The 13,458-nt window shown below is 69.0% G+C and carries 12 protein-coding genes; 5 read left to right on the plus strand and 7 right to left on the minus strand.

Features of this window, described 5'->3' with window-relative positions:
* The first annotated feature begins 66 nt into the window (after positions 1–66).
* Complete coding sequence (locus tag BLU77_RS15590) at positions 67–1,023, plus strand: carbohydrate ABC transporter permease (protein WP_089775887.1); 957 nt, start codon at positions 67–69, stop codon at positions 1,021–1,023.
* Positions 1,016–1,888, plus strand: coding sequence for a carbohydrate ABC transporter permease (locus BLU77_RS15595; RefSeq protein ID WP_089773983.1), 873 nt, complete (start codon positions 1,016–1,018; stop codon positions 1,886–1,888). Before BLU77_RS15590 ends, BLU77_RS15595 begins: the two co-directional genes overlap by 8 nt.
* 97 nt (positions 1,889–1,985) lie before the next feature.
* Here the strand turns inward: BLU77_RS15595 and BLU77_RS15600 are convergent, their stop codons facing one another.
* Positions 1,986–2,396 carry a hypothetical protein gene (locus BLU77_RS15600; protein WP_089773984.1) on the minus strand — a complete coding sequence of 137 codons (411 nt, stop codon included), beginning with the start codon at positions 2,394–2,396 and terminating at the stop codon, positions 1,986–1,988.
* A gap of 161 nt (positions 2,397–2,557) precedes the next feature.
* Here BLU77_RS15600 and BLU77_RS15605 point away from each other — a divergent pair, with 161 nt between their 5' ends.
* Positions 2,558–5,422 carry an FAD-binding and (Fe-S)-binding domain-containing protein gene (locus BLU77_RS15605; protein ID WP_089773985.1) on the plus strand — a complete coding sequence of 955 codons (2,865 nt, stop codon included), beginning with the start codon at positions 2,558–2,560 and terminating at the stop codon, positions 5,420–5,422.
* A gap of 47 nt (positions 5,423–5,469) precedes the next feature.
* Here BLU77_RS15605 and BLU77_RS15610 read toward each other — a convergent pair whose 3' ends face one another.
* The 3 genes from BLU77_RS15610 to BLU77_RS15620 all read right to left on the minus strand — a co-directional run bounded on the left by BLU77_RS15610 (position 5,470) and on the right by BLU77_RS15620 (position 7,802).
* Entirely contained in the window at positions 5,470–6,411 is a 942-nt protein-coding gene (locus BLU77_RS15610; RefSeq protein WP_089773986.1) for an intradiol ring-cleavage dioxygenase, read from the minus strand.
* A 164-nt stretch (positions 6,412–6,575) separates the two neighbouring features.
* Complete coding sequence (locus BLU77_RS21820) at positions 6,576–7,199, minus strand: hypothetical protein (protein WP_139177797.1); 624 nt, start codon at positions 7,197–7,199, stop codon at positions 6,576–6,578.
* Between the two features lie 120 nt (positions 7,200–7,319).
* Entirely contained in the window at positions 7,320–7,802 is a 483-nt protein-coding gene (locus BLU77_RS15620) for an NUDIX hydrolase (protein ID WP_089775889.1), read from the minus strand.
* 173 nt (positions 7,803–7,975) lie between these two features.
* Between BLU77_RS15620 and BLU77_RS15625 the strand changes: the two genes are divergently transcribed.
* Both BLU77_RS15625 and BLU77_RS15630 read left to right on the plus strand, forming a co-directional pair.
* On the plus strand, positions 7,976–8,569 hold the full coding sequence (locus BLU77_RS15625; RefSeq protein WP_245708897.1) for a sigma-70 family RNA polymerase sigma factor: 594 nt from the start codon (positions 7,976–7,978) through the stop codon (positions 8,567–8,569).
* The gene (locus tag BLU77_RS15630) at positions 8,566–9,306 is read left to right on the plus strand and encodes an anti-sigma factor (RefSeq protein ID WP_089773989.1); all 741 of its coding nucleotides are present in this window, start codon (positions 8,566–8,568) and stop codon (positions 9,304–9,306) included. Before BLU77_RS15625 ends, BLU77_RS15630 begins: the two co-directional genes overlap by 4 nt.
* Before the next feature lie 37 nt (positions 9,307–9,343).
* Here the strand turns inward: BLU77_RS15630 and BLU77_RS15635 are convergent, their stop codons facing one another.
* From BLU77_RS15635 to BLU77_RS15645, 3 genes are all read right to left on the minus strand, one after another.
* Complete coding sequence (locus tag BLU77_RS15635) at positions 9,344–9,943, minus strand: protein-L-isoaspartate O-methyltransferase family protein (RefSeq protein ID WP_089773990.1); 600 nt, start codon at positions 9,941–9,943, stop codon at positions 9,344–9,346.
* Between the two features lie 98 nt (positions 9,944–10,041).
* Positions 10,042–12,489 (minus strand): LuxR C-terminal-related transcriptional regulator, encoded by a 2,448-nt coding sequence (locus BLU77_RS15640; RefSeq protein ID WP_089773991.1) that lies wholly within the window; start codon positions 12,487–12,489, stop codon positions 10,042–10,044.
* Between the two features lie 456 nt (positions 12,490–12,945).
* Positions 12,946–13,455: a SprT-like domain-containing protein gene (locus BLU77_RS15645; protein ID WP_089773992.1), complete on the minus strand. Its 510-nt coding sequence runs from the start codon at positions 13,453–13,455 to the stop codon at positions 12,946–12,948.
* Between the last annotated feature and the right edge of the window lie 3 nt (positions 13,456–13,458).

Genomic DNA, 13,458 nt, shown 5'->3' on the forward strand with positions numbered 1-13,458 from the left:
TGTGCAGGCGTCATTTGCGCACAGGCCGGATGAGGACGTGCAGATGACGTCGACCGGGGAGTGTTGATGAGCGCGATTTCTGAGCTGTCCCATCTGAAGCAGAAGGGGCCGGTGACCCCGGAGCAGCGGGCTGCGCGGCGTAAGGAGCAGTCTCATGACAACAAGGCGGCGTATCTGTTCTTGTTGCCGTGGCTGGTGGGGTTGTTCCTGTTCACGTTGGGGCCGATCCTGGCGTCGCTGTATTTGTCGTTGACTGATTACAGCCTGATCCAGGCGCCGAACTTCCTCGGGTTGGACAATTACGAGCGGATGCTCACTGATGGGCGGTTGCATCAGTCGTTGAAGGTCACCCTGATCTATGTGGGTGTGGGTGTGCCGATGCAGCTCGCGCTGGCTTTGGCGGTGGCGGTGCTGCTGAACAAGGGCATGCGCGGGTTGGCGTTCTACCGGTCGGTGTTCTATCTGCCCTCGATGTTGGGCGGTTCGGTCGCGATCGCGTTGTTGTGGCGTCAGATCTTCGGCACGACCGGTCTGGTGAACCAGGTGCTGCAGTTCTTCGGCATCGATGCCACGACGGGGTATGTCTCGGACCCGGATTATGCGTTGTGGACGTTGATCTTGTTGAACGTGTGGACCTTCGGTTCACCGATGGTGATCTTCCTGGCGGGGCTGCGCCAGATCCCGTCGATGTACTACGAGGCGGCGGCGTTGGATGGTGCGGGCCGGCTCTCGCAGTTCGCCCGGGTCACGATGCCGTTGCTGTCACCGATCATCTTCTTCAACCTGGTGTTGCAGATCATCAACGCGTTCCAGTCCTTCACTCAGGCGTTCGTGGTCTCCAACGGCACCGGGGGACCGTCGGACTCGACGTTGTTCTACACGCTGTACCTGTACGAGCAGGGCTTCGCCCGGTTCGACATGGGCTACGCCTCGGCGATGGCCTGGCTGCTGCTGCTGATCATCGCCACGTTCACGGCGGTGAACTTCCTCCTCGCGAAGTACTGGGTGTTCTACGATGACTGAGACGATCGCCGGCGAGATCGCCGCCCCCCGCACCGCGAAAGACCACGTGCGCAGCATGGGCAAGCATGCAGTGCTGATCGCGGTCAGCCTGCTGATGATCTACCCGCTGCTGTGGATGATCGTCTCCTCGTTGCGACCCACCGAGGTCATCTTCCGCACCCCCGGCCTATGGTTGAACGAGCTGTATGTGGAGAACTACTCCGACGGGTGGTTCGCCCTGTCCCAGGCCTTCGACTGGTACCTGGTCAACTCCGCGATCGTGGTGAGTGGGGCGATCATCGGGAACCTGATCTCCTGCTCACTGGCCGCCTACGCCTTCGCCCGGCTCAGGTTCCGGCTGCGCGGCCTGTGGTTCGCGATCATGCTGATGTCGATCATGCTGCCCATCCACGTGATCGTGGTGCCGCAATACATCATGTTCAACGCCTTCGACATGGTGAACACGTTCCTACCACTGGTCCTGCCGAAGTTCGTGGCCACCGACGCGTTCTTCGTGTTCCTCATGGTCCAGTTCATCCGCGGGGTCCCCCGTGAGCTGGACGAGGCCGCCACGATCGACGGCGCCGGTCACCTACGCATCTTCGGACAAGTACTGATCCCGCTGATGATCCCGGCGCTGGCCACCACAGCGATCTTCACCTTCATCTGGAACTGGTCAGACTTCTTCACCCCGCTGATCTACCTGACCAGCCCCGACATGTACACCGTGCCGGTGGCACTGCGTTCGTTCCTGGACGCCACCTCCGGCTCCAACTGGGGTGCCATGTTCGCGATGTCCATCGTCTCCCTCGTACCCATGTTCCTCGCGTTCCTGTTCGGGCAGAAGTTCCTCGTCAAAGGCATCGCCACCACCGGCGGGAAATAAACTCACCCCTGCAAACCCAGCCCCACGTGTGCATCACCCGGCCGAGCGGCGGGAGATCAAGGCCCGGTCAGTACCACGGTATTGCCGTCAGCCCCAGTCACGGGTGCGGCCATCCCGGTGGCATCGGGCGATGCGGCGTGGGCGTATACCACCCGCGGCCGAGGAACAGCAGGGTGATCACGAGGGCAGCCCCTGCCATCAGCAGGGCCGGCACTCCCGGTTCCCAGGTGAAGGTCACGACAGCCCCGAGCACCAGGAGCGCACCCTGGGTGATGAGGTGCGTGAGAAACCCGATCCGCTTCCGCAGGAGGGTGCCGATCGCGGCTCCTACCCCGGTCAGACAGGCCGCCACCATCAGCCAGCCGACCACCCGGTGGATGGCAGCGTTCGTGGCTGGAACACCTTCCTGCACCGCGGCATCGGTGGAGTAAATGAGCAGAAAGCCGGCAAGGGCGAGCACGGCCGGTGCACCGACCCAGGTGAGCACGCACGCCACAAGCACGGTCACCGGCCGAGGCCGAGTGACGGGCGCTGGTCCCCACGGTGGATGACCAGGATGCTGCGGGTGTGCCATGGAGCCCCCTCGCTCGTCGTGGCGCCGAGTGTACGCGGCGGTGCGTGCAAACCACGGCTGCTGCCCGTGCCCCTCGACGACATAGGGTGGCCCGTATGCCGACCCCGTCCGCGACCGCAGACCCTCTCGATCAGGTGCGGGACGCCGTCGCCCCGGACGCCTGGAGCACGGCAGCGGCGGACTTGGCAGGGATGGCGCACGACGCCTCCCACTACCTGCTCCGGCCCCGCGCGGTGGCCACACCAGGCACCTTTCCAGAGCTCGTGGCGGCCCTCACCGCCGCCCACCGGGCGGGACAGCCGGTCACCTTCCGCGCTGGCGGTACCTCCCTCTCCGGGCAGGCCGGCACCGACGGGGTGCTCATCGATGTGCGCCGCCATTTCGACGAGGTGGAGGTGCTCGACGGCGGCGCCCGGGTGCGATGCGCGCCCGGAGCCGTGCTGCGCCGGGTCAACGCAATCCTCGCCCGCTACGGTCGCAAGCTCGGCCCCGATCCCGCTAGCGAGATCGCCTGCACCGTGGGCGGGGTGGTCGCGAACAACTCCTCCGGGATGACCAGCGGTATCGCCGCCACGGCGTATCACACCCTCGATTCGATCCGCTTCGTGCTGCCCACCGGCACCGTGGTGGACACCGGTGCATCGGACGCCGATGGCCGGCTGCGCGACGCCGAACCGGAACTGCACGCCGGGCTGCTCCGGATCCGGAAGCAGATTCGCTCGACACCGGCGCTGCGGGCAGTGATCGAGCACCAGTTCTCCATGAAGAACACGATGGGCTACGCCCTCAACGCCTTCCTCGACCATGACGCCCCGGCCGACATCCTCGCGCACCTGATGGTCGGCTCGGAGGGCACCCTCGGCTACATCGCGTCAGTGGTGCTGCGCACCGTGCCCGTACCCACCGAGCACGCCACCGCCCTGCTGGTGCTCCCCACCGCCGGGGCTGCCACGGACGCGCTCCCGGATCTCCTCGGTGCCGGCGCCCGCGCCGCCGAGCTCATGGACGCCGCCGCCCTCCGGGTGGCCCAGCAGCTGCCGGCCGCACCGGCGCAGATGAAGGACCTGCACGTAGCGAACCACGCGGGGTTGCTGATCGAGTTCCAGACCACCGACCCCGACGAGCTGGCCGCTCAGGTGGCCGCGGCCGGACCGGTGATCGAGCGCCTCGGGATCGCCGCCGAGTTCACCTCCGAGGCCGCAGCCCGCTCGGCGATGTGGGTGGTGCGGAAGGGCCTGTACGCCGCAGTTGCCGGCGCGCGCCGCCCGGGCACCACGAACCTGCTCGAGGACATCGCCGTTCCCCCCGCCGCGCTCACCGACACCGTGCACGGGCTCACCCGGCTGTTCGCGCAGTACGGCTACGACGACGCCGTGATCTTCGGCCATGCGCGCGACGCGAACCTGCACTTCATGATCACGCCGAACCTCGACGACCCGGGCGAGCTTGCCGGCTACGAGGCGTTCACTGACGACATGGTGGACCTGGTGCTCGGCGCCGACGGCACCCTCAAGGCCGAGCACGGCACCGGCCGGATCATGTCCGCGTACGTGCGCCGTCAGTACGGGGATGAGCTGTACGCCGCGATGGGCGAGGTGAAGCGCCTGTGCGACCCGCGCGGCATCCTTGCGCCCGGTGTGCTGCTGGACGACGATCCCCGCGCGCATGTGCGCAACCTCAAGGTGGTGCCTACCGTCAACGGCGCCGTGGACCGGTGCGTGGACTGTGGGTTCTGCGAACCGGCCTGTCCGTCCCGGAACACCACCACCACGCCGCGGCGCCGGATCGCGCTGCTGCGAGAGGCCGACCTGGCCGGGTCGGCCGGCGACACCACCACTCGGGCCGAGATCGAGGCCGCCTATTCCTACGATGCGGTGCAGACCTGTGCCGCCGACTCCCTGTGTGCCCGCGCGTGCCCGGTCGACATCGACACCGGGGCCGTGATGAAGAGCTTCCGCGCCGAGGAGCACGGGGCCTTCGCGCAGCGTGCCGGGAGTACGGTGGCCGGCGCGTGGGCGCCGCTCACCTCGGTGCTGCGCACCGGTCTCACGATCGCCGACGGCGTCCCCTCGCCCGTCCTGCGCGGTGTCACCTCCGCAGCGCGTACGGTGCTCCCGCATGATCTCGTGCCCGCCGTGGGGGAGGATCTGCCCGGTCCGGGGCGCAAGCGCAGTGACCTGGGCGTGCCCGAGACCGGCCCCACGCCGGTGCCCGATGTGGTGTTCTTCCCTTCCTGCACCGGTGCCCTGTTCGGCCCGGCGGCCGGGGACGTCGGCGCCTCTGCGGCGATGCTCGAGGTGTGCGCGCGTGCCGGTCTGCGGGTCGAGCTCGTGCAGGGGATCGACGGGCTGTGCTGCGGGACACCGTGGGCGTCGAAGGGATTCACCCAGGGGCAGGACGCGATGGCCGCGCGGGTGGCCGACGCGGTGCTCGCGGCCACCGACGGCGGCCGGGCACCCGTAGTCTGCGACGCTGCCTCCTGCACGCACGGGATCGCCGACCTGGCCACCCATCTGGACCCGGTGCGTGCTGCACTCTGGGACAAGGTCGAGGTGCTGGACGCCGTCACCTACGTCCGCCGCGAGGTACTGCCGCGCCTGGAGGTGCCCGACGACGCCCGCCTGGATTCCCTGGTGCTGCACCCCACCTGCTCGACCGAGCACCTGGGGACGGGGCCGGACCTGGCGGCCGTGGCAGGTGCGGCCGCCCGCTCGGTGACGGTGCCGCCGTCATGGGGGTGTTGCGGGTTCGCCGGGGACCGGGGGATGCTGCATCCCGAGCTCACCGCGGGGGCCACGGAAGCCGAGGCGGCAGAGATCGCCGAGCTGGAGGCCGTAGCGGGGCGATATGACTCCTACGCCTCGTGCAACCGCACCTGCGAGATGGGCATGAGCCGCGCCACCGGGCGCGCGTACGAGCACGTGCTCGAGGTGCTGGCCCGCGTCACCCGCCCGGCCTGAGAAGCGCCGGACCCTCCCCTGCAGGGGTCCGGCACCTCGAGTTTTGCTCACAGACGGTCGTCATTGCCGGGTGGGCCGTCGGCGCCGGCTGACCCACCGTCCGGCGGGCCACCGCCACCGGTCTCGGTGGTGGTGTCCACTCCCACGGTGAGGGCCACCGTGTAGCCGGCGGCGTTGTCCCCGGTGACGGTCGCGAGCTGGCTCGCTCCGCCGTCATCGGAGAAGACATTGTCTGAGTCCAGAGTGATGCGGGCGAGATTGCCCACCGAGGCTTCGTAACCGGTCTCGGCGTAGACGATCTCGCACACGTCCTGCGGGAGCGCCACTTGCGAGGTCGCGATCGCGTTCGCGGAGTCGGTGATGCTCTCCTGGTCCGGGTAGACCTCGAAGTGGATGTGCGGCCATCGACCGCTGTAGCAGGCGGGAAAGATGCTGCCGAAGGTGACGAGGCCTTCGTCGTCGGCGATCTGCACCCCGCGGAGGTAGTTTTCCTCGGCGGCTCCGTCGGAATACATCGAGTAGCCGCCTTCGCGCGTGCAGTGCCACACATACACCGCCACGCCCTCGAACGGAACGTCGCCGTTCGCACGATCGACCATGGTCAGGTCGAGCGTCATCGGGACCCCCTCGGCTACCCCGGAGGACTCACCGAAACTGGTGGTGATGTCGCTGCGCACGATGCCGGACTCCTCCAGCACGTCCGGCCCGTTCGAGCCGTCACCGGGGTAGGGGCCGGCCGTCTCCTCAGGGATCTCGGTGAGTCCGGAGGTCTCTGATGGGGTCGGGGTGGATCCGGACGCGCTCTCCGTCGTTGTTGCCGAGCAGGCAGCCAGACCAAGACCGGTAGCCCCGACGCCGAAGGCGCCGAGCATCGTGCGCCGCGACATCAGGGTGGCCACGTCGAACGCGAGGCCTTGATCCACCACCTCTTCATCCTGGTGCGGCAGCACCCGGCCCTGGTAGGTCCGCAGCGTCTGGGTGTGGCTCATGGCGATCTCCTCTGTGCCGGTTGTCGGTGACAACACCAGACGCTATGAAGTGCACCTGGCGACCGGCCGGGAGATTGCTGAGAGGGTGCTGGACCTCACGCCACGGCCCCGGACCAGACGTGGCGCCCGGGGCACTGTGCCTGGGAGAGGAGCCGCGCCCGAGTTCAGATGGTCGTGGGGCTCTGGTTGAACCACTCGCGGGCCCGGAACAGCAGCCCGCACGCGATACCCACCCAGAGAAGGCCGACGATGCCGCCGCCGCCGGCGCCGGAGGCCATGCTGATGATGGTCATGATCAGGTAGATCCCGCCGAGGGCGAGCAGACCGTAGAGGCCGACCTTGCTGCGCCGGAAGGCGAGCACGGCGAGCACGATCGCCGCGATGCCGATCACCAGCAGGACGCCACCGATAGCAGGCAGCACCTCGGTGAACTCCGCCGGAAGCCCGGCGTCCTGAAGCTCGCTGGACATGCCGGACGCTCCGAGCAGGAACAGGCCGGCCACCACGATCAGGGCACTGCCCACCCAGGTCATGATGGCGGCCGCGGTGACCCCACCGGGGCGCGCGTCCGGTACGCCTGCGGGTGCCCCGTACGCGCCGTACTCCCCACCGGTCGGCGCTGTGGGAGCGGCGGGCGGGTTCTGCCAGGACGGAGCCTGCCCGGGCTGTGGCGGAGGGGGACCGACGGGTGGGACCCCACCGGCCTGCGGCGGACCTACCGGGGGGACCTGGCCGGCTGAGGGCTGGTTCGGGTCCCGGGGCTCCTGCGGCTGTTGTGGGTTCGTCATGGTTCGTTCCCCTCCTCGATCGACTCTCCTACCGTACGGCGGGGCCGGGCCGAGCGCTATCGCCATCGTGGGGGAGATGTCCCCCCTTCTGCTCCACCAACGTGGCGGTCACGTATCCGGTCAGGAGGGGACAGAGTCGAATCCGTGGGTCACGATCGGTGTCACTGTGCCGTCCCGGACGGCGCGCAGCACCTGCAGCTCGTGCGGCACCACCGGTACGGGCAGGTCGTCGAGCCGGCACCACTCCAGCCCGGCAGACTTCGCCGGTTCCATCGTGCGGGGCCGGCCACTCCAGTGACGGCACACGAAGAAGAAGTCCACCCGCTCGTCGATCGGCTGCTGGTTGGCATGGGTACGGTGCATCGTGGTCAACGGCTCCAGGGCAGCAGCGTCGACCGTGATCCCGAGCTCCTCACCGGCTTCTCGCAGCACGGCAGCGACCACCGACTCACCTGCCTCGACGTGCCCGGCCGCGGCGCAGGCCCAGTGCTCGTCGCGGTAGCCGGTACCGCGGCGCAGCTGCAGGAGCACCTCACGGTCGGCGTCTGTGCCACGGAGCAGGATCAGGTAGGCGGCAGGGACCACCTGGAATCGCGACGTCACCCGGGCACCGTACCGGGAGGTGCTGACCGTGAGACCCATCCGAAGGGCGCGCGGCTGCGAACCTCCGGTGCGACGACAGGAGGAAGCGATGAGGAGCCATGACTGTCGACCGGATCGACCTCGGCACGTTCTGCCGGCTCAGTCTGCGTGCCGGGACGGGTCATACTGGGGCCGTGACCACTGCCGACGCACGCAGGCCGCTGACAGCAGCGGACCGTGCAGCGCTGCTCACCCGGTCGGCCGGCGGGGACCGTGAGGCCTTCGCCGCGCTCTATGACGACGTCGCTGCGCTGGCCTTCGGTGTGGCCGTGCGCATCGTCCGGGACCGGGACCTGGCGGCCGATGTGACGCAAGAGGCGATGGTCGAGATCTGGCGGACCGCCTCGCGTTACCGGCCGGAGTCCGGCCCGGTGACGGCGTGGGTCGCCCTGGTCACGCGCCGACGTGCCGTCGACCGGGTGCGGGCGGAGCAGTCCTACCGGGACCGGACCGAGAAGGTGGGCCCCCAGGCGTTCGACCGCCCCTTCGATGAGGTGTCCGAGACCGTGGTCGGTCGTGACCAAGCGCGCGCGGTGCGGACCTGCCTGGGGACCTTGACGGACCTGCAACGGGACGCCGTCGAGCGGGCCTTCTACGGCGGACTCACCTACCGTGAGGTCGCCGAGGAGAGCGGAGCCGCGTTGCCCACGGTGAAGTCCCGGATCCGGGACGGACTGCTCCGGCTACGTAGCTGCCTGGGACTGGAACGCGCAGGAGGTGCCCGATGAGTACCGACGAGGTGCGTGCGCTGCTCGGCGCATGGGCGGTCGACGCCGTGGACGATGTGGAACGTCGGACGGTTGAACGAGCCCTTGCCGAGGATCCCGAGCTTGCCCGGGAGGCCGCCGAGCTGCGTGAAGCAGTGGCGGGACTGGCCGAGGCCGAGCGCGCCGAGCCGCCGGCGCAGTTGCGTGATCGTGTGCTGGGTGAGGTCGCGGCCAGTGAGCAGAGCGGCCGGTCTGTGCCCCCCACTGCTCCGACCAGTGGGAGGCCCGGACATGGCCGATCGTCCCGAATGGCGACCCTGCGGCGACTGGCCGTCGCGGCGGTCCTGGTGATCGCCGTCGGCGTTCCTTCCGGCCTGGCATGGCAGGAACGGCAGCGGGCTGAGCGGCTCGAGACTCAGTTGCAGATCGTGATCGATGCGGTCGCTGCCGGGGACGCTCAGGTGACGCAGGCGGACGTGGTAGGCGGAGGATCTGCGGCGCTGATCGACGACGGGACCCGGGTGGTGTTCGCCGCGGCCGGCCTGCCGGAGGTGACCGAGCGGGACTACCAACTGTGGATCATCGCGGCCACCGATGCTGCCCCAGTACCAGCCGGGCTGCTCCACCTGCAGGAGGGCGCGACCTCCGCGGAGATGGCCGACGTCCCTGCCGGGGCGAGCGTGGCGGTCACCGTGGAACCAGCGGGCGGGTCGGACGCACCGACGTCCGATCCCGTGGTGGTGCTGACCCGGAGCTGATCGGGTCGAGCGCCTCAGCCGGGCTCATCGGGCACGATCAACGGGACTCGGGCACGATCAGCGGGACGAACCGGTACTGGCCGGCCTCCCACTGCCGCAGCTCTGCCCCGACGCGGTCCACCACGGTCATCGTGGTGCGCACCGGGATCACCATCCGTCCACCGTCAGCGAGCTGATCGAGCAACGACTCCGGCAGCCGGGGTGCGGTCGCCGAGACGAGGATCCGGTCGTACGGAGCGCCCTGGGGCCACCCCAGCACGTCCGCACGCGCGGTGTGCACCTGGGCCCATGGCAACTGCAACGTCTGAAGATTGTCGCGTCCCCATGCCGCCAGGTCGTGCCGTCGCTCCACCCCGTCCACCCGGCCGGTCGGACCGACCAGGTGCGCGAGCAGCGCAGTGGTCCAGGCGGACCCGCTGCCGAGGTCGAGCACTCGCGCGCCTGGTGCCACGGCGAGCAGGAGGAGCATCGCGCGGACCGTGGACGGCTGCGAGCAGGTCTGGCCTTCGCCGATCCCGATCGGGCGGTCCTCGGGCGCTTCGTCGCGTTGGTCCGGAGGCAGGAACGCGCTGCGGGGCGCGGCCGCGAAGGCGCGGTCGACCGCACGTTCGGCCGTTCGTTCGTCTGAGGCGTGCATGGTAACCACCACGGTCCACGGTACGCCGCCACGTCGGCCCCGCCATCCGAGGTGTCGGGTACGCGTGGCCTACCACCTCGGGTGAGAGCCTCGGCGGCTCAGTCCCGAGCGGGTACCTGCCCGGAGACGGCCAGCGCCTCCTCCCGGCTGGTCACCCCGAGCTTCCGGTACACCGCGCGCAGGTGGGTCTTGACGGTGTTCGTCGAGAGCCCGAGCGCGTGAGCGATGCCGACTGGACCGGCATGATCGGGCAGGGCTTGAAGGATCTCGACCTCCTTGGCCGTGAGCGTGGTGATCGCCGCCGTCACCGGAGGGGGACTGGGCGTGGCGTCCTCCGTCTCATACGGCCATAGCCCGGCGGCGCTGCCGTGCTCGCTCGCCAGAGCGTCGAAGATGTGCCGCGGCATCAGTGAGAACGGTGTCCGACGCCCCGTGTCCCGGCAGAGCTGGACTGCGGTGCGGAAGGCATCTCGGGCGTCGGCGTGCCGGCCGGACCCGTGGTGAGCAGTGGCGAGCAGGACGGCGGCCGGAAGCGCGTAGCGTCCGCCCTGGTCGTTCAACTGGAGTACTCGCGCTGCTGCCTCTGCTGCCGCCGGATGTGCCCCTTCCGCTCCGTGCAGGATCGCGCGCGCGATCCAGGTGAAGCCGCGCGGCTCCCACCGGTCGACGATCTCCCTGGCCTCAGGTGTCCGCTCGGCAAGGACGAGCACCTTGATCAGCATCAGGGTCAGGACAGCCTCCACGAGGGAACCGCGCCGAAGGTGCCGAAGCGCTCCGCGGAGTTGGTTGGCCTCTCGCGCCAGGTCATCCACGGTGCCGGTCGAGGACACGTGGAGCGCGCGGACGAAGACCCCCAGTGCCCAGAGCTCATCGCGATGCGTACTTGCCGGGATCTCCGCCACCGAACGTGCGGCCTCTGGGTCAGCGCGATCGACGTGCGCGAGCGCACGCGCTGTTGCCGCGACCAAACGCACCACATCTTCGGACCGATGCTCCTCGGCATCCTCCAGGCGATGCTCCAGTGCCGGATCGGCCAGCCACTGCAGAGCCGCATCAGGCTCGCCCATCAGGGCGTGCACGAGCGCGAGCCCTGCCGTCCCCACGTGCACGCTGGGTCCGTCCTCCCCCTCGCGCATGGCGCACGCACGCGCCTGGCTAAAGGCGTACAACGAGGTCTCGAGATTCCCCATCATCATGCTGGTGATGCCCCACTGGGTCAGCACCACCAGCTCATCGTCGCCCTGCTCACGCACATCGGCACGATGGGCTGCGACCTCGGTGTTCAGGCGCGGCGACTCCACCCCGGACCAGCCGTACTTCGACGCCGACGACATGGTCCCGACGAAGGCCAGATGTTCGAGCGCGACCGTCAGCCGGGGACTCTCGGTGGCCATCGATGTCGGGAACAAGCGCGCAGCGTCGGTCAGTACTAGGGGATCCTCGATCAGCATTCGCCGCCACTCGCTGTCGACGATGCCCAGGGCGGTCTGCCACTCGCCCGCATGTGCCGCATGCAGGAGGGTCAGGGCCGGCCGGTCCCGGTCGTGCCAGCGCCGCATCAGGGCGAGATGGACTCCCCGTTCGATCTCGGGGTAGGACTCGCGGACGAGACGACGCAGCGCACGTCGAACCGCCGGCGGGTAGACGTAGACGGGACCGTCCGCCGTGAATCGCTCGGAAAGCAGCCCGGCGGAGTGCACCAGGCGAATCAGGCTCGCCGCCTCGTCTGAGTCGATCGCCCGGGCCGTCGCGACGTCGAACTCGTCCGGGATCGCCGTTCGAAGCACGAATAAGCGGACGTTCTCGAACCTGGCCTCGCGCACCGTGGTGGCGATGTAGTCGTCGATCAGGCCACGGTTCACTGATCCTGACTCATCGTGACCGGCGGACCCGAACAGCCCTGCACGGATCGCGGACGGCCAACCGCCGAGCTCGTCGGCCAACTCCTCGGCGCCGGTTAGGCTCAGCTCGACGCCGAGGCGGCCCGCGAGACGATGGACCATCGGTCCCGTCAGCCTCAGCTCCTTGGGGCCGATGACTGCCGTCTCGACCGAATGAGATCCGACAGCCTCCAGGGAACGCAGCATCCGTCCAGCAGTGACGACGAACAGATCCTTGTTCTGCTGCAGGAGCGACATCAGGCGTTCGTCGATCTCGGCGGCACCGTTGTCGATGCCAGCTTCATGGAAGTTGTCCAGGATGAGCGTCAGCGGTTCCGGGGATGCCAGCAGGTCACCTACTGCCTTCTCCGAGTCAGTGTCGGTCTGCGGCAGCAGCCCGGAGCGGATCAGGCCGTCGTGGAGCTCCTCCCAGAACCCCTGGGACCGGTTGCTGGCCGACGTGAGGGGGAGGTAGATCGTTCTGGCCGGGACCTCGATCGACGACAGCCAGGCGGCGAGTGCGCTGGTCTTTCCGTATCCCCGCGGCCCCCGGATCACGGTCAACGGCCACCGAGCCGCCAGAGTGTTCAGCACGTTGTCGGCAAGCTCGACGGTGCGCGGAAGTCGAGGGAGGCCCGTGGGGCGGGGCCAACGGTCCGAGCTCACGATCGTGCACCTCCTCGATGGGAATCGGCCATGACTCGCTCGAGGGAGCGTGCGCTGTCGAGCGGTCGGGAACTGAACTGCCCTGGAGCCAGCATCTCAGGTAATGGCAGGTCCCACTACGCTACGGCGGTACAGGAGTTGTGATCGTGATCGCGAATCGCGCGGTGCGGTCGTCGAGATCTACCGAGCACTCCTGGGCCGCGGGGCGTGCTGGCGTCTGGGCGGGAGGCAGGTCCGTACACCTGTGCGCCGAGACGGACTGCCACGGCATCGCGGTCGGGACGGCGTCGCACGCTGGGACGTCCCGCCGCGGGCGTGGCGAATCCCGGCGTCCTGTTCCGGAAACTGCTCAGCTCAGGCAGGTGCGGCATGGCGATCTCCTTCTGTTCGACGATCACCTCACGCTCGCCGAACCAGCGAACAGGCTGGGCTGGTGCTGGGAGATCCCTGGGAGCTTCACCCTGCACGTAGGCCGATCTCGGCCAGGGCGGTCCGGTAACGGGGACCGAGGTCGACCTCTTCGCCGTGGAAGCGCCACGTGATCAGGTGCTCGGGGGCGAACCTGCGGGCGCATCGCGCACAGGCGAGCGGCCGGGAGGGGCGTCGGTACCGTCGGTGCACGTGACCGGCGCGGCACGTTCCCTCCCATGGAGCCGGTGGGGCTGGCGCATCTGCGGGGAGGCAGCGTTGCCCGCTGGCGCCGATACTGACGGCGATCTCCCGCCACCGGGGTCCGTGCCCGCTCCGAGGGCCCGCCAAGGCATGCGCAATCTCATGCAGCAGGGTGTCCCGCACCGCGACCTCGTCCAGCAGCGGCATCAGGTGCCGGCTGAGGCTGATGGTGCGCCTGTCGTAGCGGCACAGCCCGGCGCGCCGACGGGCGGAGTCGAAGGTCAGGGTCCACTCGTGCAGGCCGTGTGCGGTAAGCAGCCGCCGCCCGAGGTCAGCGACGTCGTCCAGGTGCATAGA

The sequence above is a fragment of the Ruania alba genome, from assembly GCF_900105765.1.
GTDB lineage: Bacteria > Actinomycetota > Actinomycetes > Actinomycetales > Beutenbergiaceae > Ruania > Ruania alba.